This window comes from Niallia endozanthoxylica, from assembly GCF_008710145.1.
Classification (GTDB): domain Bacteria; phylum Bacillota; class Bacilli; order Bacillales; family Cytobacillaceae; genus Bacillus_BD; species Bacillus_BD endozanthoxylica.
This window is the reverse complement of record NZ_VYKL01000046.1, coordinates 21783-45118: the sequence shown is the minus strand read 5'-3', so window position 1 is coordinate 45118 and position 23336 is coordinate 21783. Positions and strand designations below refer to the sequence as shown.

The 23336-nt window shown below is 39.2% G+C and carries 25 protein-coding genes and 1 pseudogene; 17 read left to right on the top strand and 9 right to left on the bottom strand.

Annotated elements, in window-relative coordinates; translation table 11 throughout:
- Nucleotides 1-45: 45 nt before the first annotated feature.
- The 6 genes and pseudogenes from F4V44_RS24220 to F4V44_RS24195 all read left to right on the top strand — a co-directional run.
- Nucleotides 46-774 (top strand): annotated as a pseudogene (locus F4V44_RS24220) (PTS glucitol/sorbitol transporter subunit IIB); the annotation flags it as partial.
- Nucleotides 775-873: 99 nt separating this feature from the next.
- Nucleotides 874-1236: a PTS glucitol/sorbitol transporter subunit IIA gene (locus F4V44_RS24215; RefSeq protein WP_150442580.1), complete on the top strand. Its 363-nt coding sequence runs from the start codon at nt 874-876 to the stop codon at nt 1234-1236.
- A 92-nt stretch (nt 1237-1328) separates the two neighbouring features.
- On the top strand, nt 1329-2009 hold the full coding sequence (locus F4V44_RS24210) for a transaldolase family protein (protein WP_150442579.1): 681 nt from the start codon (nt 1329-1331) through the stop codon (nt 2007-2009).
- A gap of 37 nt (nt 2010-2046) precedes the next feature.
- The gene (locus F4V44_RS24205) at nt 2047-2826 is read left to right on the top strand and encodes a Cof-type HAD-IIB family hydrolase (RefSeq protein ID WP_150442578.1); all 780 of its coding nucleotides are present in this window, start codon (nt 2047-2049) and stop codon (nt 2824-2826) included.
- Between the two features lie 329 nt (nt 2827-3155).
- Nucleotides 3156-3800, top strand: coding sequence for a LytTR family DNA-binding domain-containing protein (locus F4V44_RS24200; RefSeq protein WP_150442577.1), 645 nt, complete (start codon nt 3156-3158; stop codon nt 3798-3800).
- A 131-nt stretch (nt 3801-3931) separates the two neighbouring features.
- Entirely contained in the window at nt 3932-5443 is a 1512-nt protein-coding gene (locus F4V44_RS24195) for an acetyl-CoA hydrolase/transferase family protein (protein ID WP_150442576.1), read from the top strand.
- 318 nt (nt 5444-5761) lie between these two features.
- On the opposite strand, the gene F4V44_RS24190 is transcribed toward F4V44_RS24195, so the two are convergent.
- Both F4V44_RS24190 and F4V44_RS24185 read right to left on the bottom strand, forming a co-directional pair.
- The gene (locus tag F4V44_RS24190; protein ID WP_150442575.1) at nt 5762-6604 is read right to left on the bottom strand and encodes an aldo/keto reductase; all 843 of its coding nucleotides are present in this window, start codon (nt 6602-6604) and stop codon (nt 5762-5764) included.
- Nucleotides 6605-6660: 56 nt separating this feature from the next.
- Entirely contained in the window at nt 6661-7875 is a 1215-nt protein-coding gene (locus F4V44_RS24185; RefSeq protein WP_150442574.1) for an MFS transporter, read from the bottom strand.
- Nucleotides 7876-8064: 189 nt separating this feature from the next.
- Between F4V44_RS24185 and F4V44_RS24180 the strand changes: the two genes are divergently transcribed.
- The gene (locus F4V44_RS24180) at nt 8065-8436 is read left to right on the top strand and encodes a winged helix-turn-helix transcriptional regulator (RefSeq protein WP_150442584.1); all 372 of its coding nucleotides are present in this window, start codon (nt 8065-8067) and stop codon (nt 8434-8436) included.
- Nucleotides 8437-8527: 91 nt separating this feature from the next.
- On the top strand, nt 8528-8677 hold the full coding sequence (locus F4V44_RS27635) for a hypothetical protein (protein ID WP_191090840.1): 150 nt from the start codon (nt 8528-8530) through the stop codon (nt 8675-8677).
- A gap of 203 nt (nt 8678-8880) precedes the next feature.
- On the opposite strand, the gene F4V44_RS24175 is transcribed toward F4V44_RS27635, so the two are convergent.
- Nucleotides 8881-10158: a YjiH family protein gene (locus F4V44_RS24175; protein ID WP_150442583.1), complete on the bottom strand. Its 1278-nt coding sequence runs from the start codon at nt 10156-10158 to the stop codon at nt 8881-8883.
- Nucleotides 10159-10689: 531 nt separating this feature from the next.
- On the opposite strand from F4V44_RS24175, the gene yppF (F4V44_RS24170) reads away from it, so the two are divergent.
- Both yppF (F4V44_RS24170) and F4V44_RS24165 read left to right on the top strand, forming a co-directional pair.
- Complete coding sequence (gene yppF, locus F4V44_RS24170; RefSeq protein WP_150442573.1) at nt 10690-10887, top strand: YppF family protein; 198 nt, start codon at nt 10690-10692, stop codon at nt 10885-10887.
- A gap of 287 nt (nt 10888-11174) precedes the next feature.
- On the top strand, nt 11175-12026 hold the full coding sequence (locus F4V44_RS24165) for a tyrosine-type recombinase/integrase (protein ID WP_150442572.1): 852 nt from the start codon (nt 11175-11177) through the stop codon (nt 12024-12026).
- A 109-nt stretch (nt 12027-12135) separates the two neighbouring features.
- Here the strand turns inward: F4V44_RS24165 and F4V44_RS24160 are convergent, their stop codons facing one another.
- Entirely contained in the window at nt 12136-12381 is a 246-nt protein-coding gene (locus tag F4V44_RS24160; RefSeq protein ID WP_150442571.1) for a hypothetical protein, read from the bottom strand.
- Nucleotides 12382-12608: 227 nt separating this feature from the next.
- Between F4V44_RS24160 and F4V44_RS24155 the strand changes: the two genes are divergently transcribed.
- Entirely contained in the window at nt 12609-13325 is a 717-nt protein-coding gene (locus F4V44_RS24155; RefSeq protein ID WP_150442570.1) for a metallophosphoesterase family protein, read from the top strand.
- 49 nt (nt 13326-13374) lie between these two features.
- Here the strand turns inward: F4V44_RS24155 and F4V44_RS24150 are convergent, their stop codons facing one another.
- From F4V44_RS24150 to F4V44_RS27630, 4 genes are all read right to left on the bottom strand, one after another.
- Nucleotides 13375-14589 (bottom strand): sensor histidine kinase, encoded by a 1215-nt coding sequence (locus tag F4V44_RS24150; RefSeq protein ID WP_223882024.1) that lies wholly within the window; start codon nt 14587-14589, stop codon nt 13375-13377.
- A gap of 244 nt (nt 14590-14833) precedes the next feature.
- Nucleotides 14834-16102 (bottom strand): cytosine deaminase, encoded by a 1269-nt coding sequence (locus F4V44_RS24145; protein ID WP_150442568.1) that lies wholly within the window; start codon nt 16100-16102, stop codon nt 14834-14836.
- 3 nt (nt 16103-16105) lie between these two features.
- Nucleotides 16106-17371, bottom strand: a complete 1266-nt coding sequence (gene codB / locus F4V44_RS24140; RefSeq protein ID WP_150442567.1) for a cytosine permease — start codon at nt 17369-17371, stop codon at nt 16106-16108.
- 349 nt (nt 17372-17720) lie between these two features.
- The gene (locus tag F4V44_RS27630) at nt 17721-17876 is read right to left on the bottom strand and encodes a hypothetical protein (RefSeq protein WP_191090839.1); all 156 of its coding nucleotides are present in this window, start codon (nt 17874-17876) and stop codon (nt 17721-17723) included.
- A gap of 341 nt (nt 17877-18217) precedes the next feature.
- On the opposite strand from F4V44_RS27630, the gene F4V44_RS24135 reads away from it, so the two are divergent.
- From F4V44_RS24135 to yppF (F4V44_RS24120), 5 genes are all read left to right on the top strand, one after another.
- Nucleotides 18218-18676: an Hsp20 family protein gene (locus F4V44_RS24135; RefSeq protein WP_150442566.1), complete on the top strand. Its 459-nt coding sequence runs from the start codon at nt 18218-18220 to the stop codon at nt 18674-18676.
- Nucleotides 18677-18892: 216 nt separating this feature from the next.
- Entirely contained in the window at nt 18893-19066 is a 174-nt protein-coding gene (locus tag F4V44_RS27625) for a hypothetical protein (RefSeq protein ID WP_191090838.1), read from the top strand.
- 404 nt (nt 19067-19470) lie between these two features.
- Entirely contained in the window at nt 19471-19884 is a 414-nt protein-coding gene (gene gloA2, locus F4V44_RS24130) for an SMU1112c/YaeR family gloxylase I-like metalloprotein (RefSeq protein WP_150442565.1), read from the top strand.
- A gap of 118 nt (nt 19885-20002) precedes the next feature.
- Entirely contained in the window at nt 20003-21382 is a 1380-nt protein-coding gene (locus tag F4V44_RS24125) for an MDR family MFS transporter (protein ID WP_150442564.1), read from the top strand.
- Between the two features lie 302 nt (nt 21383-21684).
- The gene (gene yppF, locus F4V44_RS24120) at nt 21685-21882 is read left to right on the top strand and encodes a YppF family protein (protein ID WP_150442563.1); all 198 of its coding nucleotides are present in this window, start codon (nt 21685-21687) and stop codon (nt 21880-21882) included.
- 116 nt (nt 21883-21998) lie between these two features.
- Here the strand turns inward: yppF (F4V44_RS24120) and F4V44_RS24115 are convergent, their stop codons facing one another.
- A complete protein-coding gene (locus F4V44_RS24115) occupies nt 21999-22478 on the bottom strand; it encodes a DUF3920 family protein (protein ID WP_150442562.1) in 480 nt (159 codons plus the stop codon).
- 534 nt (nt 22479-23012) lie between these two features.
- Here F4V44_RS24115 and F4V44_RS24110 point away from each other — a divergent pair.
- Nucleotides 23013-23294 (top strand): hypothetical protein, encoded by a 282-nt coding sequence (locus tag F4V44_RS24110; protein ID WP_150442561.1) that lies wholly within the window; start codon nt 23013-23015, stop codon nt 23292-23294.
- Nucleotides 23295-23336 lie beyond the last annotated feature (42 nt).

The window sequence follows — 23336 nt, the reverse complement described above, 5'->3', positions numbered from 1 at the left end:
AACCTACCATAGAGATGTGGAAAGGCGCTGGGCACTTACCCTACTAAGACCGGTCCATTAGCGAAATTCATTACCGAAGATATTTATGTATCTGCTGTTGATGTGAATCAAATTCAGCTTGTTGAGGGTGTAGCAGCACCGGCACCTGTAGCAGCTGCTGCAGAGGGGCTTCCAGAGCAGCCTGAAAGAGAATTTAAATACAGTACGAATCAAAAAATTTCTCAGACACTTGCTGCTAAGAAAAACAATAGCATTATAACAAAATTTGGTCTTGGTGCAGGGAAAGTAATTAACACGTTCTATCAAGCAGCCCGTGATGCTGTCCAAACAATGATTAATACAATCATTCCATTTATGGCTTTTGTATCTTTAATAATCGGAATTATCCAAGGCTCAGGAATCGGTAACGTGTTTGCGAAAGTCATGGCACCGCTCGCAGGCAATATTGGGGGACTGTTGTTAATCGGATTCGTTTGTTCATTACCATTCTTATCTCCATTGCTTGGACCAGGCGGTGTTATTGCACAGGTTATCGGTACTTTGATTGGGGTTGAAATTGGGAAAGGGAACATTCCGCCAAGCTTAGCGCTACCAGCATTATTCGCAATTAACACTCAAAATGCTTGTGACTTTATTCCAGTTGGTTTAGGTCTTGCTGAAGCAGAGGCTGAAACTGTTGAGGTCGGTGTTCCGTCCGTTCTCTATTCACGATTCCTCATTGGGGTTCCGAGGGTAATCGTCGCATGGCTAGCAAGTTTTGGACTATATGAGTAAGAATCAATGATTTTTTCAGTATGAATTGACATGACTAATATAAGAATATGTAACAAAAAGGAGGCTGGATGGCATCGCATTTCGATGATGCCGTTTGATATGAAAACAATATATGAAAATAAAATTATTAATGTAGGGCCGTTAGCAAATTCATTTTTAGAGGAAAAAATGTTTATCCTATTTGGAACAGAAGCTCCACAAGATTTAAAGGATTTTTGCTATAACATTAACGTTGTGGATACAGCTGGTGACATCCAAGCCGGACAAAAGCTTTTGATAAACAATGAATCTTTTGAAATTACGTCTGTCGGAAATCTTGTTCAACGTAATCTTACTACTTTAGGCCATATTACTCTTCGTTTTGACGGATCAGCCACTCCAGAGCTGCCAGGAACTCTTTACTTAGAAAATAAAGAGATTCCTGCAATCGAAGAAGGCACAGACCTAAAGATTGTAGGTTAATCACCATTTCGTTCCACGCACTTACAAGAAGTGATTAAAAAATGGGCTTAATCTATTATAGGTTAAGCCCTTTTCTATAGGGAGGAAATACCTTGAGACTTTATATTGATTCAGCAGATGTTAAACAAATTGCCCTTCTCAACGAATATTTTCCGATTGCCGGCGTGACAACTAATCCATCCATTCTTGTAAAAGAGAACCGTCCGTATCTAGAAGTATTGCGGGAAATCCGTGAAATCATTGGGGAAGAAAAGGAATTATTTGTCCAGGCCATTGGAGACACAGCCGAAGAAATAGTCGAGGAAGCTAAATTTATTAATAACGAGCTTCCAGGGAATGTCATTGTCAAAATTCCAGTAACTGACGAAGGCTTAAAAGCAATCAAGAGGCTGACAGAAGAAAATATTCCAACACTAGCAACCACAATCTATACAGCCTTTCAAGCACTGATGGCTGCGATGGCCGGAGCTAAATATGTAGCACCATATGTAAACCGAATTGATAATTTAACGGGCAATGCAGTGAATGTGGTAGCGGAAATTGCCAAATTGTATAAAACGTATCAGTTTGAGACGGAAATTTTGGCAGCAAGTTTTAAAAATGTCCAGCAGGTTCATGCTGTCTGCCTAGTTGGTGCCCATACGGTTACAGTAGGACCGGATCTAATCGAAAAATTTATTGCTTTTCCTGCTACACCAGCTGATGTAACTGAATTTAAGAATCAATGGCAAAAGGCATACGGACTTGATAAAACAAATCTAGTAAACTCTTAAAAATCAATCAAAATAAGAGTAATTTGGGAGGGGAAAAATGGCAGATAAACCAGTTATATTTTTTGATTTAGATGGGACTCTGTTAACGAGTCAATTACAGGTAGCGGCAAGCTCGGTTGAAGCAATTAAAAAAATCCGTGAAGGGGGAGCAGAGCCGGTGATTGCAACCGGACGAGCTATCCATGAAATTGAATACGTTCTCGAAGCGACCGGGATTACTTCCTGCGTTGCGATGAACGGACAATATGTCATGTATAACGGAGAAGTAATCTACGAAAATCCGTTACTAGTAGAAGAAGTAACCGCACTGCATGCTGAGGCTTCCCGCAATGGCCACGACATGGCTTTCTATAATGCTGAGAAAATAACGGTTACTGCCGAAGACTCTGAACTAATCCGAAAAAATTACGTGCGGGTTGGCGGCGAGTATCCGGTGGTTGACAGCTGTCTCTATGAAAATGAGCCGATTCATTTAATGTTGATTTTCTGTGAAATCGGTGAAGAAATTCACTATCAGGAACAGTTTCCATATTTCCAATTTGTACGGAACTCACCATACGGCTGTGATATATATCCTGCTGGTACATCAAAAGCGACTGGAATCAAACAGCTTCTGTCCTTGAAAAAGTTATCGCTGGAGAATACTTATGCCTTCGGCGATGGCTTAAATGACCTCGAAATGTTTGATCTTGTCAAACACCCAGTCGCAATGGGAAATGCCACTGAAATACTAAAGCAGTCTGCCTCCTACATAACCAGTTCCCACGACGAGGACGGCATCCAAAACGGCCTCCGCCTATGCGGCTTATTAAAATAATTGTTTGTGGAAGCGGAGGGACGGCTCTCTTGCTTTCGAATGAAGAATAAAAAGAAAACTGAGTTCTGAACCTTTAGTATAAAAAGGTTAAGCTCAGTTTTTTTACATGTCTTTTGGTGGTCAACTAGCGCAGCAACTGAAAAAATAATCATAATACAGATAGTTCATATCCGAAAAATCCAAATAAGCATTACCCAATCCTGCAGCTTCTAGTCCTCAAAAACTATACATCAATAAAGAATCTAATTTGAACAAAACATCTGCTGTTTCATTTTCTAAATGCTTGTTTTTTTCAATAATAGTATAATAATAATCGAGGTGATCCCGCGATGAAAGATATAACCCTAGGTTCATTATTAGATGTGATTGGTGAGGTTTTTTCAGATGAAATTTCGATTGCCGTATCGAACAAGAACGAATATATGTACTACCGCCCGAGTAAACGAATTGATTTAAAAATCAAAGAAGGTGACCCTGTAAAGGAAGGAACGATGGCATATAAAGCGATGCAAATGGAGCAGAAAGTCTCCGAGTTTATCAACCGGGATATATTTGGAGTTCCTTATCATGGAATGGCTATGCCTATTTTTCATGATGGACAGCTTGAAGGATGCGTTACAGCCATTTATCCTGCTTTAGCAGATGGCAAATCAGTTGTGACCGTGAAAACAAATGACGGCTGGATTCCGATTCCTTTTGCAAAGGTTGTGTATATGGAGGCCAAGGATAAGAAGACGACTGTCTATTCCGGACAGATAACGGGAACGCACAAAAACACGTTACAGGAATTTGAATACCTGCTTCCAAAGGATTCCTTTATTCGCTGCCATCGTTCTTTTATTGTCAATGTCAATCATATAGAGGCAATCTATCCTGATACCCATTCCACGTTTGTGCTTTCAATGGATAATGGAGAGCGGGTGCCTGTCAGCCAATCATATTCCAGTTACTTCCGAAAACTGTTGGGGTTCTAAAAAAGTTCCTGTTTGAGCGTCGAATTTCGCTGTTTTATTCTGAAAATTTAGTATTGTGTGCCAAAAATCTACTGTTAATGACATGAATCAGTAAAATAATAACTATCTAGTCATTAAGAGAGGGATTAAATATGGAGAATTTGGAGCGTATTAGAGACCAACGTCTAAAAGACCGCGTTGTTACACCTGATGAAGCGGCATCTTGGATTGTAAATGGAATGACGTTAGGCCTAAGTGGCTTTACTCGTGCAGGTGACGCAAAGGCTGTTCCAATCGCACTTGTCAATCGAGTGAAGGATGATGATTCTTTTAAAGTGAATGTGTATACAGGAGCTTCTTTAGGTTCTGATGTTGATAAACTATTTGCGGAAGCAGGCATTATTGGAAAGAGATTACCTTTCCAAGCAGATGCTACGATGCGTAAAGGGATTAACCAAGGAGAATTTTTATTTGTAGATCAGCATCTTTCCCATACAGTTGAGTTGATTCGTGCGAATGTATTAGATATTGACGTGGCAATCTTAGAAGCCATTGCCATCACTGAAGATGGAATGGTCATCCCAACAACATCTGTAGGAAATTCCTTAACCTTTGCTTTACATGCTAAATCCATCATTATTGAAATTAATATGGCTCAATCCCGACAACTAGAAGGCCTTCATGATTTGTATGAGCCTGGAAAACAAGGCGATCGTCAGCCACTGCCTCTTGTCAAGCCGGATGATCGAATCGGTACCATCGGCATTCCGGTTGATATTGAAAAAGTAAAGGGAATTGTGTTTACGAATCAACAGGACTCTCCATCCACGATCGTTCAGCCTGATGAAGAAACACAAATGATGGCTCAGTATTTAATCAGCTTCCTGCGAAGTGAGGTAGAAGCAGGTCGTTTAACTAAAAAGTTGGCACCATTACAATCGGGTATTGGTTCCGTAGCAAATGCCGTCCTTCATGGCATGCTAGATTCAGAGTTTGAAAACTTAGAAGTATACTCAGAGGTGTTACAGGATGCGGTATTTGATTTAATCGATGCCGGTAAAGTTAGCTTTGCTTCCTGCTGTTCCATTACACTTTCTGAGGGGAAAATGGGGCAAGTATTTAACAACTTTGAAAAATACCGTGATAAATTAATCATGCGTCCACAGGAGATTTCCAATCATCCTGAAATCATCCGCCGACTCGGATTAATTTCTATTAATACGGCTTTAGAATTAGATATTTACGGAAATGTCAACTCGACTCATGTATTAGGTTCCAAAATGATGAATGGAATTGGCGGATCAGGAGATTTTGCCAGAAATGCCCGCTTAGCTATCTTTGTAACAAAATCCATTGCAAAGGGCGGAAATATTTCCAGTATCGTACCATTCGTTTCTCACGTAGATCATACGGAGCACGATGTGGATGTCATTGTAACAGAACAAGGATATGCAGACTTACGCGGATTAGCTCCAAGAGAAAGAGTCGAAGTCATCATCGAAAACTGCGCACATCCAATGTATCGTGACCAATTACGTGAGTACTTTGAGGAAGCGCTAACAAGAGGCGGTCAAACCCCTCATGTTCTAGAAAAAGCCTTCTCATGGCACACCAACTTTGCCAAAAACGGCACGATGCTTCAAAAAGTACCAGCAACCGTATAATAAGATTAAATATTATTACGGTTCATATATAAAAGCCTAATCCAACAGGGGACTAAAAGGTCAAACAAAGTTTAAAGGGGTGGGCCCCCTGCTGGATTAACGCTTTACCATGACGGGGGACAGTCCCCCGCTGATTTAACGCTTTACCAGAGTGGGGGACTTTCCCCCATTGCTTTAATGCTTTACCTAGACTGAGTCTTATTCTTACTCCCGTTTGGCGGGTTTTTTTCCATCGGTTTATTTCTTTTCCTTCTATATTTTTATATACTGCGCTTAGCCAGCAGCTGACGGAAAACAGCTGCTGGCTTTTGTTTCTATTTAAAAATCAAAGTTATCAGGATCAGGCCCAACTCGAAGATTTAGATTTAAGTTATCTATTGCTGCCATCTCTTCCGTCGTCAGCTTAAAATCAAATATAGTTGCGTTCTCTAAAATCCGTTGTTCCTTCGTCGATTTTGGAATGGTAATCACACCGTTTTGCCGATCCCATCGTATAATAATCTGGGCAATCGACTTATTATATTTATTGGCTATATCCTGTAAAACAGGATGGTCCAATAACTGGCCCTGCATCAAAGGTGACCAAGCTTCTAGCTGAATGTTGTTTTTTAAACAAAAGGCTTGAACTTCCTTCTGGGTTAAACGAGGGTGGTATTCTACCTGATTGATCATTGGTTTGATTTCTGCCGTTTTCAATAATTCTTTAAGATGATGCACCTGGAAGTTGCTGACACCAATCGCTTTTACACGGCCTTCCTTATATAGTGTTTCTAAGGCACGCCATGCCTCTAAATATTTCCCTTCCACAGGCCAGTGAATCAGGTATAAATCTAAATAATCTAGCCCAAGTTTCTTTAGGCTGGTTTCATAGGCTGCCAAAGTAGATTCGTAGCCTAAATCGGAATTCCACACCTTTGATGTGATAAATAACTCTTCCCTGGAGATGCCGGATTCTTGCATCCCTTCACGAATCGCCAGCCCAACCCCTTCTTCATTTTCATAAATGGCAGCTGTATCAATACTGCGATATCCATGCTTGATGGCAAATTTGACGGCATGCACTAATTCTGGACCTTCTTCTACTTTAAATACCCCGATACCAAGCCAAGGCATTTTAACACCATTATGCAATGTAGTAGTATCTTCTAAATTTTGAATCATTTTGAATAGACCTCCGATTATTAATTATTATTTTTTAAAAAATTAGTCAAAAACAATTAACACACCTGTTCAGTCAGTGTTTCAACGTCTCCTTGATCTTTCCTTTCAAGGCTTGAGCTCCATCCTGTAAGAATGACAGCTGCTAGTACCATCAGTGCCCCAATCCAGGTGGTGTGAATGAGCCCAATGGAATCAGTAACAATGCCGCCTAAAAAGGATCCGATGGCAATCCCAGCATTAAATGCAGCAATATTAATCGCTGATGCCACATCAACGGCAGTCGGAACAAATCGTTCGGCCAGCATGACCACATATACTTGCAAACCTGGTACATTCATAAAAGCTAGAAGGCCCATTAAGAAAATGGTCAGTAAACCTGCCATTTTAAATGGAGCCGTAAACAGCAATATCACCAATACAACAGCTTGAACGATAAACATATAAAATAAGGCTTGAATGGGGTTTTTGTTTGAAACCTTTCCTCCTACCATGTTGCCAATGGCGATGGCAATCCCGTAAAGAAGCAGAATGAAGGCAACTGTTCCTTCCTTGAAACCTGTTATATTCTGCAGGATTAGTGATAAATAAGTAAAGACAACGAAGGTTCCTCCATAGCCTAATACAGTAATCATAAAGACAAGCAGCAAGCGGCCGTTTGTCACTAATTTAATCTGGTCACGAAGTGTTGTTCGATTTCCTTTTCTTAAATCAGAAGGAACAAGAAAATGGTTGGCAATCAGTGCAATGATACCGACTGTAACAATGACTAAAAAGGCCATTCTCCAGCCAAACTGCTGCCCGATGAAGGTTCCAAATGGGACACCAGTAACGGTTGCTACCGTCAAACCGGTAAACATAAAGGCAATCGCGCTGGCCCTCCGGTTTTCAGGTACTAAATCAGCTGCAATCGTAGAGGCGATTGACATGAAAACACCATGGGAAAAGGCGGAAATTACACGGGCTGTAAGTAAAACACCGATACTTCCGGCACTCGCGGCAATACTATTCCCGATAATAAAAATAATCATGATCCAAAGCAGCAAAGCTTTTCGTGGCATCCTCGAAGTAAGGGCTGTAAGAATGGGTGCTCCAAAAGTTGCACCTAGAGCATATAAGGAAACGGTTAAACCGGCTGTTGTAACAGGTATGTGTAAATCATCAGCAATTAAAGGCAGCAGCCCCACACTGATAAATTCTGTGGTGCCGATAGCAAAGGCACTGACCGCTAAGGCGATTAATGCAAAGGTACTTCTTTTTTTATCTAGAGACATGATCTCTCCTCCTTTTGATTTGTAGGTTGATTGGCTTTTTATAAATATAAATGAATACTGTTATGCTCAACCCGCAAATGCTATTATGGAATAAATGGGTTTGAAAAAGAAGTACGTACTTTAAAGTAATATAGATACCAAAAAGTTATATAGGTACCTTTTAGTATCTATAAAAGGGAGGTCATTATGATAGAAAAGAAGAAATACAATATATCTGTAGAAGCAACGTTAGAAGTGATTGGAGGCAAGTGGAAATGCGTGATTTTATGCCATTTATTGCGAGGAAAGAAAAGAACAAGTGAATTGAAAAAGCTGATGCCGACTATTACGCAAAAAATGTTAACCCAGCAGCTGCGTGAATTAGAAGAAGCTGGAGTGATTAATCGAATCGTTTACAATCAAGTTCCACCCAAAGTGGAATATGAGTTAAGTGAATATGGATGGAGCTTGGAGGGAATCTTGCATTCGCTTTGCGATTGGGGTGAAAAACATATTACGAAAGTATATGGAGATAAATTCAGTGTGTTGGAAGAAAGTATTTTAAATGAGCATTTGAAGTAATGTCCTATTGTTTTTAATATTCATCCTGTGCTGAATCGTCTACATATTCCTAAACAGGTTGGAAACCTTAAAAACAAAGGAGGTTTTCCAGATGAAAAAGTATTTTATGATGTTTTGTCTTGCCTTTTCTTTATTTTCCTTAACAGGATGCGGTAATGATGAAAAGCCTGAAGAAGGTGAAGAAGTAGAAGACGTTGAGGAAGAAGATGAAATTGGCGACGGCGAAATTGATGATGAATAAAGGAGTGCTCATTTCAGGAGTGTCCTATAGAATGGCGCTGCTGTTACTGTAAAAAGTCACAAAGGATAAAATAGTATGTTAGACAAAGGAAAATGTCCTTCCTAAGAATGATGAGGGAATCCCTAAATGAAATGATGGGCTGCTAGCCATCCAGCAGCCCTAATCACAAAAAACACCCCCAAATTTTGGAGGTGTTTCAATTATTAAAAAAGAAAATGCGCTACAAGTGTAATAATTGGCAAGGTGATTAACGTTCTTTGGATGAAAATCACGAATAACTCCCAGAAAGAAACAGGGATTTTCGAGCCTAGCAGCAATCCCCCAACTTCGGACATGTAAATCAGCTGTGTAACCGATACAGATGCTACGATAAATCTTGTCATTTCGCTTTCAATCCCTGCACCGATAACAGATGGCAGGAACATGTCGGCAAAACCAACAACCAATGTTTCTGAAGCTGCTTTTGCCTCAGGAATTTGCAGTAATTCTAATAAAGGAATAAACGGCAAGCCAAGCCATTGGAAAAGCGGTGTATACTCGGCAATGATTAGGGCAAGAGTTCCAAGAGCCATCACGATTGGTGCCACGCCCATCCACATATCAAGAACATTTTTACCGCCGGAAATAAAGAAAGCTTGAAGACCACGGTTATGGCCGGCCTTTTTAAGTGCTTGCGCAAATCCCCATGTAAGCGGCGTATGACCTTCAGGAATATGATCCTCTGTATAGTCATCCGGTTTTTCTACATAATACGTATCTTTTTTACGAGAAAGCGGGGGAATTCTAGGTGCGATAAAAGCAGCCGCCAATCCTGCTCCCGTGATCGTTAAGTAAAACGGGACGAACATATGAGCAAGTCCAACCTGAGAAATGACGACAAGGCTAAACGTAATGGATACGACTGAGAAAGAGGTACCAATGATAGCAGCTTCACGTTTCGTGTAATAGCCTTCCTCATACTGCTTGCTTGTTAAAAGAACCCCAATCGTTCCGTCACCAAGCCAGGAAGCAATACAATCGATGGACGAACGCCCAGGTAACTTGAAAACCGGACGCATAATTTTTGTTAGCAGCGTTCCAAACAACTCAAGCAGACCAAAGTCCAATAGGAGCGGCAGGAACAAGCCGGCAAATAAAAAGACAGAGAAAAGTACAGGCAACAGGCTATTTAGAAGCAATCCTCCCGTATTCTCAGACCAAATCATTTCTGGTCCCAATTGGAAAAGTACACAAACGGCAAAAATTGCGCCAAGAATTCGTGCAGCAAACCAAACGGGCGGAACGTCGAGCAGCGTTTTTAAAAACGGATTTCGATTCATCACTGCTGGACGTACGGTTTTTATCAATAGTGTACCTAGCAGAGTAAGAATAATAATTCCCGTCATAATGGCCGGTAAGGAGTCAGCCAGCCATTCCTGTACTAGACCGGATAAAACGGCAATCGGAATGGTAATATTATCGTTATACGAAATCGGAACCATAAATAGAAAGATTCCAAGACATGATGGGAGCAGAAAGGTTAGAAGTCTTTTTAAGGACTTCTTTTTTTGCAGTTCTTGTTGTAATAGTTGTTCCAATTCAAATCATCCTTATTACATATTTATAAAACAGAGTTTATTTTAATTCATATTATCCATTTTGCCAACCCTATTTTCCAAACTAATAATTCTGTATTTTCAAGGCTTCCGAAATATTAAAAGATATTTCCTGAACTGGAATATTTGTATATAGAAAGATAGTAATTTTTTGTATAAAAGTAAAAAAGTTTTCGAGAGAATCCTACAAAGATAGCGCAGAAATCGTTTTTTCGACGACATTTGTAGAATGCATATAAATGGTAAAAACCTTTATATGAAAAGGTTGCACCAAATTTATACGACTCACACAACTAAAATCTTGTAAATTCATGTCGTTAGTCTGAAAATTATAAAAATAAAAAAGAGTGATTTTTTCATGGTATGATTCTTCCTGCGTATAAATGTTTGAAAATTTAAAGAAAGTGGTGGATTACTATGTTGGAAGAGTTAAAGAGTCATTTTGAGAAAGTGAAAAATCGTAACCCATTGCATGTTAATGAATTACTAGATCACATTCAAAGAAGATACATACATGGTGAATTATCCATCGTTGAATACAAACAGTTTTATTCTGTGCTTGATAAATTAAACGCACAAAAGCCAGATTCATTTATTTTTGCTTCAAATAGTTAATACTTCTTAGAATAAATATTTATTATTGATACATCGGAAAGAGAGGAATCTGTGTTGATTGACTCTCTTTTTTATGATTAAAAATGCTTATTTGGGTGTGTAAATCTACTTAAAACAAAAGTTTGTTAATAAAAACTGAATGAATAGAATAGCTTCTTTTATAGAATAAAATAATCTTTTCAAATACACATTACGTCAAAGGAACAATAAGTATTCGTAGAAGTGGGTTTATTTCTAATATTCTATTAAGTTATAATAAGAATAAAGAAATAACTAGGAGGATTGAAATGAAAAAACATTCTACTGAAGCTATTCCGCTGATTCTTGATTTCTGTCTCTGGTTAAACGAACATAATAAATCTCCCAATACGATTAAAACGTATAAGAGAGAATTGGAAAAATATCAAGAATGGCTTCAAGAGAAGAACAGGGATATCAATCACCTAGAAAAATCAGATATCCAATCGTATATTGATTATTTGGAAGAACAGCAGAAAAGTCTGGCAACGATAGATAAAACGATTGGAGCGATTCGGACTTTTGCTAAATTTTTAAAAAAACCAGAGCTCACGTTTGGGATCGAAATCAAACCTGTTGAAAAAAAGAATGAAATTGAGACTTTATCTGCTTTCGAATACAATCAGTTATTAAAAAAGGTAAAAGAGGATGGGAATCTTCGCAATATTACGATTGTGTATGTTCTTTTGCACACAGGAATCCGTGTTTCAGAATTATGCAGCTTAAATCGGTCTCATATTGATTTGGACAATCATGAATTAATTGTAGAAAAAACGAATGAAAAAAGAGTCATTCCACTTTCGCAGGAGGCGAGGGAATACTTGAAAAATTATTTAGCCTCGCATTCGGCAGAAGAAGCGGTTTTTGTTTCCAATGCAGGTGAACGTCTTACAGAGAGAGCTGTTCAATATATGCTGAAGAAATATCAAGTGAATCCCCAAAAGCTTCGACATACCTTCTGTCAGCGGCTCATTGATAATAAAGTGGATGTTGAAACAGTCTCTCGACTGGCAGGTCATAAAGATATTAACGTAACGAAAAGATATATTAAGTCGAGTATGAATAAACAAAAAGTGGAAGAAGCCATTAATGAGGCTTTTACAAACAGTCAAATTTGTTAATATCTAAATGCCTATCAATAAAGAACGCTGTTTTAGAAAGAACTCGGTTTTTTCTTGTCATTTAATAGAAAGGGCATAGAAGGGAAAGTCCTTCTATGCCTGTTTTCTGTTAATCAAACCAAAACGGTTTTCTTTTGCTTTCACGATCTCCGCCATGATGATCATGCTGCTTATGCTTATGATCATCATGGTGTTTATGTTCGTGATGCTTATCGTCATCCTTTTTAATAATAATGATATCATCTGCGTGGATGATGACTTTGTCTACCTTAATAATTAAGTTTCCATCGTCATCAAATATTCCTGCTACATTCCCTTTATCAAAACGAATGTGGTGATGTTGTTTTTCTTCCACACAACTTTCCCCCTTTCATCCTTATAAAATAAAATATGCTTCTAGTAAAGAAATGAATGGACAAGTACTATAAGGCGGTCGTCCATTTTTCTGTTTTTTCAAAAATAGTGTAATTGAATTGGTGGAGATGTTCTCTGCAAATTGAATTATAGAGTAGGGTGGGATGTTTGTGGATGCTGATTTGTTCAGTTACAATAAAATTAATTTGAAAAAAAGGGGATGGTGGAATGAAGATTGCTTTTATCTCGGATATCCATGGAAACGCTAATGCGCTTGATGCTGTGTTAAAGGATATCAAGGGTCGGGCCGTTGATAAAATCTACGTTCTAGGAGATATCTGCTATCGAGGACCGGAGCCGCAGCGTTCAATGGATCTTGTCCGTGCATTACATACTGAGGTTATTAAAGGAAATGCAGATGAATGGGTCATACGTGGAGTGAAGAAGGGGGAGGTGGCAGATCACGCGCTAGATATGATGAATAAGGAAAGGGAATGGATTTGTGCCCATTTGAATGCGGACGCTATTGAGTATCTTCAGGGTCTCCCGACAGAATTAAAACTTGAGGTCGAAGGTGTTTCTATTCATGCCTATCACGCGACACCAAGCAGTCTTTTTGATATTGTTCTTCCCCATGAAAATGAAGAAATATTAGAAAGAAAAATGATGGTTCAAGCGGCAGATGTTTATGTCTATGCACATATTCATAGACCGTATATTAGATATTTAAATGGAAAATGCATAATTAATATAGGAAGTGTCGGGCTTCCGTTTGATGGAAATGCTAAAGCTTCGTATGCTCTTCTGGATATACAGGATGGAAGCTGTCAAACATCGATTGTGAGAGTAGCATATGATGTAAACCAAACGATTCAACAATTTGCAGAGTCCGATTATCCAAATCGTAATCAGCTTGTTTCTATTTTGAAAAATGCTGGGATATAACTATAGAAAAAGCTCCTGCGCAAGTCTGTGCAAGGAGCTAATTTTATAATTAAACTGGAATGGAGATGGTAAATGTTGTGCCTTTGTCTACTTCACTATCAACCTTAATATTCCCTTTTACTTTATGAATAGTGCTATACACCATCAGCATGCCAAGGCCTGTCCCCTGATTTTTTGTCGAGTAATACGGCTTTCCTAAATGAGCTACCTGTTCCTTGGTCATGCCGATACCCGTATCTTTAATAGTAATGACTATGTTGTTCTTCCGTTCGAATACACTAACAGACAGTGCACCGCCTGTTTCCTCCATTGATTCAATTCCATTTTTACATAAATTGATTAAACATTGCTGCATTTGATTTTTATCATATTTTAAATGTAAGGTATTTTGAAACGAAAGATCCATCTCGACCTGGTGCATATGTGCATAGGGCTGCAGGATATTTTTCGTATACTCGGCTTCCTCTTTCAAGTTGGAATAGACCATATTTTCACTTTGTGGCTTGGAGAAGGTGAGAAAATCACTGACAATTTTCTCCGCGCGCTTTAACTCCTTTAAGGAGAAATCGATATAACCTTTTTCTTTACCTGGGATGGAATTAGACTCGCTGAGCAGTTGAAGAAAGCCATTCGTTACCGTCAACGGGTTACGGATTTCATGTGCTACACTGGCTGAGAGCTCACTAATTATATGGAACCGTTCTTTGTATAAAAAAGATTCACGCGCTTTTGTATTAGCGATAATCTTCTCAACTAAAAACATCAGAATAAGGGTCATAATAATATAGGTTGACAATGAATTGACAGCTAGGAGCCAGAATTCCCGATTTAATGGTACCTGAAAAGCAAGAGTGAATAGATAAAAGAGTATGGAGAAAAATGAGATCAAAGCGGCGAAATTAATTCTATGCCGCGGCTTCCATTGCCGAAATTTGTTGCTCCATACGGTGATAAACGGAAACAAAACGGTATTATACAAAAATGCTTCAATTGTGCCGTCTCCGCCAATAATAAAACGGTATATTATGAGAACAAGATAAAGGATAAAGGCATATTTATAACCACTGTAAAGAGAAACCATAATCAGTGGAATTAAACGTAAATCAAAAATAAATCCGACCTCTAAATAAATTGGAAACGACATACACAATATCATTGAAGCGGCGCCAAGAACAACAACAACTGGCATCGTTAACACATGCATTCGATTCTCAAAAAAAATAAGATAAGTCAAAACGGGTAAAAGCAAAAATAAAAAATTCAACAACAGGGACTCTAACAAGCAGGATACCCCTCCCATTATAAAATTACCGTACTAGCTATTCTATCATAATATTGAAAGCAAGTGACAAACAACAATGGCCTTTTTCGTCTGAGTCTAGAAAAAAGATAATGCTTTAACGCATTAACAAAGCGGGGGACAGTCCCCCAGCGCGTTAACGCACTGGGGGACTGTCCCCCGCTGCTTTAATGTGCGAAAGGCTACCCCTTGGATTCTTCAGTTTTTATTATTTGTTAAAGTTTATTTTCTCCGCTGTTTGGCCGAGTATGATGCTGGTTTCGGCTGGTTTGGTTTGAGCGATGATGCTTCCGTTTCGAATCGAGTATGTGACAGTTGCTTGTTTGCGAATGGCTTCATATTCGTTTTCTGCAGAGAGTATTATTAGGTTTGCCGGTTTGCCTTCTTCAATTCCATAATGGTCCTCGATTTGAAGGGTTCTGGCACTATTAGCCGTGATGAGGTCAATTGAGTTTACGATTTGCTCATAGCCCATCAATTGGGAGGCATGGATTCCCATGTGCAGTACCTGCAGCATGTTGCCTGTTCCAAGCGGATACCATGGGTCAAAAATATCATCATGTCCAAAGCAGACATTCAAGCCTGATTCCAGTAATTCTTTCACCCGTGTTAATCCTCTTCGTTTTGGGTACGTATCAAATCGGCCTTGCAGGTGAATATTCACAAGCGGATTGGAGACAAAGTTTAGCCCAGACATTTTTAACAAACGGAATAGTTTGTAGGTATATGCATCATTATACGAGCCCATGGCCGTTGTATGGCTGGCTGTTGTCCGGGCACCAAGACCGCGCTCATATGCTTCCTTGGCTACTACTTCGACAAATCGTGATTGCTCATCGTCGATTTCGTCACAGTGAATATCAACGAGACGGTCATATTTTTCAGCTAAATCAAATGCGATTTTCATCGAATCCACACCATATTCACGAGTGAATTCAAAGTGAGGGATGCCGCCGACAGCATCTGCACCCATTTTTAGAGACTCTTCTAAAAGCTCTGTGCCGTTCGGATAGGAGAGAATGCCTTCTTGTGGAAAAGCAACAAGCTGCAGATTTACATATGGTGACATTTCTTCTTTTACTTCAAGCATCGCTTTTAACGCCGTTAGTGTTGGGTCCGTTACATCAACATGTGTCCGAACATGCTGAATTCCTTGAGCAATCTGCCATTTCAAGGCTGTTTTCGCTCTTGTTTTTACATCCTCAAACGTCAGCGTTTCTTTACGCTCGGCCCATCTTTGGATGCCTTCAAAAAGAGTACCGCTCAGGTTCCACTCCGGCTCACCTGCTGTTAAGGTTGTATCCAGATGGATATGCGGCTCAATAAAAGGCGGGAGGATAAGAGATCCCGCCGCATCGATTACTTCATGGCCTGTCGTCTCGACAACAGCCTGTGTAATTTTTGCCATTTTTCCGTCCTCAATCACAAGAGTCCATAATCCCGTTTTTCCACGAAGCGTTGCATTTTTAATAATCATTTATTAACTCACCTTTTCATTTAGTTTACGTACTGACTTAGCTGCGAATAAAGGTGCACTTTTCATAAGGATAATATAAAGGATGATGGAGCCTGCAAGTCCGTTAATTGGCGCGATGCCAGGCAGTAATTCTGCGGCAGCTACACCTCCGGCCCATGCAAGAATGGCCATCCAGTTCACGGATTTAAAGGTCATTTTTTTAAAAGCGACTTTGTATTTAGCTCGGTTTAGAAAGAAATAATCCGCAATGATAATGGCTCCGATTGATGGAAGCGCAGACCCTAGTACAGTTAAGAATCCAGTAAAATTGTTGTAAAGCCACATAGCTGCGATGGTTCCAAGAACACCGTTGAATACGACAATTTTGTTTTTATTCCATTTTGTAATCGTTGTGTAGCCTAAGCTTGAAGCGTATAGAGCATTTTCGTTTGTTGTCCAAATATTTAGACCAAGTACGATAATCGCTGGTAAAATTAATCCTTGTAAAAACATGACATCTGAGATATCTGACTTGCCATATGTCATCGCTCCAACTGCGCCGAATAGGAACATTAATGAGTTTCCTAAGAAGAAGGCAATTACAGTTGCTGTTACGGCTGACTTTGAAGTTTTGGCAAAGCGGGTAAAGTCAGGTGTCAATGTTCCAGCGCTTACGAAAGAGCCGATACAAATCGTTAAGGCAGCGGCAATTCCTAATCCTTGAACCGGCTGATACGCCATTAATCCTTCCATACCACCGATTGTTTCTGTTGCTTCAAAAACAGAGTAGCTTCCTAAAATAGCAATGGCCGGTACGGCAACCATTCCAAGTATCGCTAAAGCCTTCATTCCATAAATCGCTGTTAAAGTCATTAAAATACCTGAAAGTACGATAAGCAGATATAAATTTATTCCGGTTACTTTATGAACAGGGACTGCAAACATTGCTACACCAACGCCGAACCATCCAACCTGAGTAGACGCTAGCAGAAAAGAGGAAAGATAAGAACCTTTTATACCAAAAGCATATTTTGTTAAAAGATGTGTCGATAACCCTGTTTTTGCTGAGATATGGGCGAGTGCACCCGTATAAATGCCAAGTAATAGATTTCCTGCCAGAACAACAAGCATAAAGGTTGTAAAGCTTAGTCCGTTTCCAAGCGTTCCACCGGCCCACATGCTTGCAGAGAAGAACGTTAACCCAAGCATAACCGCGAGTATTTTCCAAAATCCATTTCGATGTGATTGTGGTACAGGTGATAATGAGAATTCTAAATCTTTGTTTTCCATTCCAATTCCTCCAATAAAATATTTTTGGAACTGGTACCGACGTGTTTGGCAATAAAAAAAGGTTTATTGCCAGACATGACAATAAACCTCTTCTAATTATCCTGGGTTGATAGGTATAGCAAAATAAGGCATACCCCGCCTAGGATAAATATCCGTTGTCCTTGTCAGCCTCTCTGGACTGAATTAAAGGTACCAGTATTTAATTGAATTTATTATTGCAGGAAAAAGATAGACTGTCAACAGAAAATAATCTAATAAATTAAACTTTCTATTAAAAATTCATAGATTAGCGTAGAAGGCTATAAAAAAACAGGCACCTAAATGGTACCTGTCTTATCGTCTTATTTGTTTAACAGCTTTGCATACCTGATAAAACAAAGCCGCGATATTCATTGTAATCTAAAGTAAGGCTAGTTGTGTATTCAATAAGATCCTGTTCTATGGCAATTTGAACACCATTGATCACTTCAACTTGATCATTTGCTTGCGGCTCATCCAGAGCCACTCCAATCTTAGGGCCTCCTCAGCCATAGCCTGAAAAAAACAGGCGAACACTAGATTGGTTCTCTGACGCTAACAACGAGACTAGCTCATCACGTGCAATATCTGTAACCTTCAACCTTCTCCATCCCTCTCTAACAGTCATAAATCATAATATGAAATTAATAATATACTATATAAGGTATACCGTAAAGCAGCTTGTCCTTCGGGGTCACTTTAACACACTAAAGCACTGGGGGACTGTCCCCCAACTCTTTAAAGCGATAAAGCAAATATTGTTTCACACTTTTTTCTTTTGTGCATATGATATTGGGGATTGATTCTTGCCTGGGAGGGGATGACCATATGTTTGAGCGTAAAAAAAATGACCGTAATGATCGGTTTGGAGAGTTAATGAGGCCTCTCAATCATTTTTTCAATGAAAAACCTGTAAAGGGATTATTACAGCAGATGGATGAGTTGTTTCAAAAGCCTTTCTTTTTCAGTTCTTCATTCAACGTGGATGTCACAGAAACAGAAAATGAGTATCGACTAACTTCTGAGCTTCCGGGTATTAAGCGGGAACAAATTGACATCGATATTCTTGATCATTACGTAACAATCTCTGTTCAATCCTCCGAGTCCTTAACCGAAGAAGATGAGAATCGCGTTGTTGTCAGGCGACAGCAGTCAATGCAACGGTCAAGCAGAACGATTTCATTTCCACAGCCAATCGATGAGAAAACAGTAAAAGCTTCTTATAAAGACGGAGTGCTGCAAATCATTGTCCCAAAACAAAGAGGAAGAAAAATTCACTTAGAATAGAACGTAAACAACAAGCAGGAGAGAAGACTGCTTGTTTTATTATTGTCCTTTAAAAAGGAGTCCTATTATTTTCCTGTAACTGAATTCTAATGTTACGTTAACCATTTGAAAAAAGTAAACACCGTATAAAAATAAAAATAAAAATTCAGCCCATTTTTTTGTCACCAAAAGCCCAAAATTGTATAAACTGTTATAAAGGAATAAGAAGGTGATTAGATGCTTCTGCAAATAGCCCTTTACCTTTTAATCGGCTTCACCGTCTTATGGTATTTAAAGGCACAGCCCCTCAAAACCATTTTAAAAGAAGTCTACTTTGTTATCCTCTGGCCATTTTTCCTTCTCCTTCAATTCGTTGAACTCGTCGACAATGTCAAAAGAAACCGGGAATGAAGAAAAAGAAGCCTGGAATTTTTAGAGTTATCGTTAAAGCAGGTGGATGTTCTTTTCAAGCTAAGCTTTCTAAGGTTCCTACAGTAATATTATAAAGACATTCAGGAAAAATAGAACATCATGTTTTTTTAAGAATCTGTTAAATAAAACAGGTTCTTTTTTGTTGCCTGTGATAATTAATTGTGACGACCTCTAACACACTGTAGCATACCTATCTCTACGGTCTATCACGTGTTTATGCTGGACCAAACACATGGACGAATACGCTGCAGGACAACAATCAACGGTTAGTTAAATAGTTGTCGAAAAAATGTGTTTCATTAACAAGTCGTTTCGCAATTCATAAAGGAATAAATATGATACTATTTTTCTTACATCTCATGTAAAAGGAAGGCAAGTAGGTTATGAAATTATTAAGTATCCACCATATTGCAATTATCTGTTCAGATTATGAGAAATCTAAAGACTTCTACATAAGAATTCTAGGTTTTACCCCCATCCGAGAGGTTTATCGGGAGGAGAGGGATTCCTATAAATTGGATTTGAAAGTGAACGGTCACTACCAGATTGAATTATTTTCGTTTCCAAATCCACCGGCACGCCCAAGCTACCCAGAGGCAGCAGGATTGCGTCATATTGCGTTTGCCGTAGAGGATATTGAAGAGACAGTGAGCTATTTAAAGGGGCAAGGTGTTGAAGTAGAACCAATCAGGATTGACCCATTTACGAGAAAAAAATTCACGTTTTTAACCGACCCAGATGGATTGCCGATTGAGATTTATGAACAAGAAGCGAAAGCAGATGATTACCAAACATAAGGCAGGGGAGCGGAAATAGAAATCTGAAGCGAGAACGTAAAATAAGGGATGCGGACCGTGAAACAACAAGAATAGGAGGCAGAGTACCACCCTTCTGCCTCTTAAAAGGAGGATTAAAATGGAAAAACAGACGAATCAAAAGTCAGTTATTTGGGCATTGTTGATTGCGACGTTTCTTACGGCGATTGAGGGGACGATTGTGAGTACGGCGATGCCGGTGATTGTTGGAGATCTAGGAGGCAGTGAGCTATATACGTGGGTCATATCTGTCTATTTATTGGCAATGGTGATTGGCACACCTATTTTTGGAAAAATGGCTGACTTATATGGAAGAAAGTTAATGTTTACGCTGGGCGTTATCATCTTTGTCGCTGGTTCGATGCTTTCAGGTCTAGCGCAGACAATGGAACAGCTGGTCTGGTACCGTGTGATTCAAGGAATCGGGGCAGGTGCCTTAACGACCATTCCATTTACCATTATTGGTGATGTATTTGCCTTTGAACAGCGGGCAAAAATCCAAGGGATGATTAGCTCTGTCTGGGGAATTTCCGGGATTATCGGGCCATTGGCAGGCGGCTTCATCGTTGATTATGTATCCTGGCGCTGGATTTTCTTTATGAATCTCCCGTTTGGCATCGTCTCCTTGGTTCTGTTATGGGTAGCCTTACATGAGCACTTGGAAAAGAAAAAGCAGATTATTGATTATCCAGGCATTTTTACATTTGCCATTAGTATGACCTCGTTTCTCTATGCGTTAACGTTATTGAAGGAGCAAAAAGAACTCACAGGCAGTATCATCCTGCTGCTGGCTGTCGCGGTGGTAGGAATCGGATTGTTCTTCTGGATTGAAAAAAATTCAAAAGAACCTATGCTGCCACTTTCTTTATTTAAAAATAAATTCATTTCTGTTGCGAATACGGCCAGTTTTCTGTTCGGTTTTATTCTCGTAACCGTTACCTTTTATATTCCTTTATGGGTCCAAGGTGTGAACAACTTAAATGCAACCATTTCCGGCATCTCCATGCTGCCTATGTCCATTACCTGGCCACTCGGAGCTGTATTATCAGGAAGATGGCTAGCCAAATCATCAGTTGGAAAAATTGCCGTTACAGGTATTTCCGTCGTATTGGCGGGAACCTTTGGTTTAATTTTCATGCAAGAGGATACAACGATTGCGTATATGATGGTCCTGACAGCTATTCTTGGTTTTGGTTTTGGATTAGCGCTTACTGCTTTTACCGTTGCTGTCCAATCAGCAGTAGAGTGGAAGCTCCGTGGAGCGGCAATGGGCTCCTTTAATCTCTTGCGAAACCTCGGTCAGGCAATTGGAATTGCCGTATCAGGTTTATGGCTAAGCGATGAACTATATGGGCATGCACTAGCTGATAGCTTGCACACCGTATTCATTATCCTAGTCGTGTTGGCAATCGGAGCCCTTCTCACAGGAAGCATACTCCTAGGCAAAAATGGGTTATCCTTATCAACAGAAAAACAGTAGATACGATAAGATATAAAGGTCGGTTTTCCTGATTTTAAATCCGAATCAGGAAATGCCTCCCATCCATTTTTCCTGACCGCCCAATAGGAATCAAAGAAGTCCATGCGAAGAGAAATCTCTGCTTGGACTTCTTTTTTTTGAAAACATGGGAGCCGTTTTCCTCCGAACATTCGACAAAACTTTTGTAGAAAAATGTCGGTAGTTTGAATTTTTTTAAAATAAAATACAATAGGTTTTACATGTTATACTGATTCCAACATAAACAAGTTGATAAAATACTAAATGAAATGAGTGGATGAATAATGTTAGAAGAATTAACAAAGCGTTTTGAGTCTGGTAAAAAGCGTAACCCTTTACATGTTAATGAACTATTAGATTATCTGCAAAAAAGCTATATTTACGGTGAGTTATCAATTGTAGAATATAAGAAATTCTTCTCAGAGCTTCACAAGCTTGAAGCTAAAAAGCCAGAGCAGTTTGTTTTTTCTGCAGCAATGTAACAAAGGGTTTGTAATCTTCAATAATAAATTCCACACTATTTTATACTCATAGAAAAAAGAGAAAGACCTAAATGGTACTTTCTCTTTTGTTATATTAATATAATAAAAACGTAGAGTTAAACCACATTTTCCCGCCCATAAAGGGTTTTGAAATAAATATTGGTTTTTTCCTTAGCAAACTGAAAGGCATCCATTTCCGTCTTGCGCTCTTTATAAGGTAATTTCTTGTCATGTTCAAAATGATGTCGAAAGTCAGCGTCCAAATCCTGCATCACATGGCGGTATTCATGGAAAAGGGTTTCAATGAGGGTTTCGTATTCCTCATAATGGAAAATAAAGATAATCCCGAGCTCCCGCCAATAAATCCCCGCAGCAAACCGCAAATATTCGTCCTCATCATGGCCTAAATCACTGATAATTTTATTTGCCTCCCGAATGGAACAAAAAATAACAGGAATGGGAAACGTTGTATCTAAATGGTCGTGAATCTTATGATAGATAGAAGGAATATTCCATGGGAAGTCATTGTCTAAAACATACCAGCACTTATATTGTTGAAGGATCGTACGCTTCTGCAAAACTTCGGTTAAAGTCATAACTCCAGCCCCCAATCCAAGAAAATCAACATGCTACTATCATATAGCCTATAGGTGCAGGTTATACCTTTTGAATAATATTTCCATTGTTAAAATAATTCTAAAAGCAGTATAAACTATGGCAATGTCAACAAAATTTATAAAAGAAATGCTCCCAAAAGGTAAGACGCTATTCGTTTCATCAGTAACAACTTTTCTATAACGACCTGTATTAGCAGCTAAATCAACCATGTCTTTTAGAACTAAAAGGGATAATTTTTACCCCACTCTTAACGGGCAGTAAGCCTCTCACCTCAAGATTCTGAAGATGTAAAGAAGATAGGTGGGAGATTCAACTGCCTGTAAAGGTCCATTCGTGGAATCACGGACTAAGAACGTCACATTTGTGGCAACGTCTGTGTGACCCACATCCTGCGGGCCTAAACTAACCATCAGTGGGGGATGAAGAAAAACCCCCGCTGATGGAAGTTTCGCTTTATCATTGTTCAATAATTGGGATAAACTAATACTAAACTTATATAAGGAGAAGAAGTCATGTTTAATGAAGAGTATGAACGGCTGTTGAAAAAATCCGTTGAGGTGGCGCCAGATTGGTTAAAGAAGGATGTCGAAAGCATTGTGAGTAAGGAGCCACATGCGGGCATCAGCTACTTAATCTCAGAGTTGCATCACACCTACACATTTAGCATCAGACATATCTTATCGGCAAGCCATCTGTCGAGTGAGTGGTCACAGGTTTCAAGAGAACGACTGAACTTTATTGATAATAATATTGATGTGATTGCTGCTCTTTATAATGAAGAAAAGATACATTAACCATACAAAGAAGATATGTAATGTAAACGATTGAACCGATTT

Bases quoted from the DNA above. Each gene is read 5' to 3' on its own strand.
- F4V44_RS24215 (WP_150442580.1), top strand. From the start codon at position 874: ATGAAAACAATATATGAAAATAAAATTATTAATGTAGGGCCGTTAGCA.
- F4V44_RS24205 (WP_150442578.1), top strand. From the start codon at position 2,047: ATGGCAGATAAACCAGTTATATTTTTTGATTTAGATGGGACTCTGTTA.
- F4V44_RS24200 (WP_150442577.1), top strand. From the start codon at position 3,156: ATGAAAGATATAACCCTAGGTTCATTATTAGATGTGATTGGTGAGGTT.
- F4V44_RS24195 (WP_150442576.1), top strand. From the start codon at position 3,932: ATGGAGAATTTGGAGCGTATTAGAGACCAACGTCTAAAAGACCGCGTT.
- F4V44_RS24190 (WP_150442575.1), bottom strand. From the start codon at position 6,604: ATGATTCAAAATTTAGAAGATACTACTACATTGCATAATGGTGTTAAA.
- F4V44_RS24185 (WP_150442574.1), bottom strand. From the start codon at position 7,875: ATGTCTCTAGATAAAAAAAGAAGTACCTTTGCATTAATCGCCTTAGCG.
- F4V44_RS27635 (WP_191090840.1), top strand. From the start codon at position 8,528: ATGAAAAAGTATTTTATGATGTTTTGTCTTGCCTTTTCTTTATTTTCC.
- F4V44_RS24175 (WP_150442583.1), bottom strand. From the start codon at position 10,158: ATGGTTCCGATTTCGTATAACGATAATATTACCATTCCGATTGCCGTT.
- yppF (WP_150442573.1), top strand. From the start codon at position 10,690: ATGTTGGAAGAGTTAAAGAGTCATTTTGAGAAAGTGAAAAATCGTAAC.
- F4V44_RS24165 (WP_150442572.1), top strand. From the start codon at position 11,175: ATGAAAAAACATTCTACTGAAGCTATTCCGCTGATTCTTGATTTCTGT.
- F4V44_RS24155 (WP_150442570.1), top strand. From the start codon at position 12,609: ATGAAGATTGCTTTTATCTCGGATATCCATGGAAACGCTAATGCGCTT.
- F4V44_RS24145 (WP_150442568.1), bottom strand. From the start codon at position 16,102: ATGATTATTAAAAATGCAACGCTTCGTGGAAAAACGGGATTATGGACT.
- codB (WP_150442567.1), bottom strand. From the start codon at position 17,371: ATGGAAAACAAAGATTTAGAATTCTCATTATCACCTGTACCACAATCA.
- F4V44_RS24135 (WP_150442566.1), top strand. From the start codon at position 18,218: ATGTTTGAGCGTAAAAAAAATGACCGTAATGATCGGTTTGGAGAGTTA.
- F4V44_RS27625 (WP_191090838.1), top strand. From the start codon at position 18,893: ATGCTTCTGCAAATAGCCCTTTACCTTTTAATCGGCTTCACCGTCTTA.
- gloA2 (WP_150442565.1), top strand. From the start codon at position 19,471: ATGAAATTATTAAGTATCCACCATATTGCAATTATCTGTTCAGATTAT.
- F4V44_RS24125 (WP_150442564.1), top strand. From the start codon at position 20,003: ATGGAAAAACAGACGAATCAAAAGTCAGTTATTTGGGCATTGTTGATT.
- yppF (WP_150442563.1), top strand. From the start codon at position 21,685: ATGTTAGAAGAATTAACAAAGCGTTTTGAGTCTGGTAAAAAGCGTAAC.
- F4V44_RS24115 (WP_150442562.1), bottom strand. From the start codon at position 22,478: ATGACTTTAACCGAAGTTTTGCAGAAGCGTACGATCCTTCAACAATAT.
- F4V44_RS24110 (WP_150442561.1), top strand. From the start codon at position 23,013: ATGTTTAATGAAGAGTATGAACGGCTGTTGAAAAAATCCGTTGAGGTG.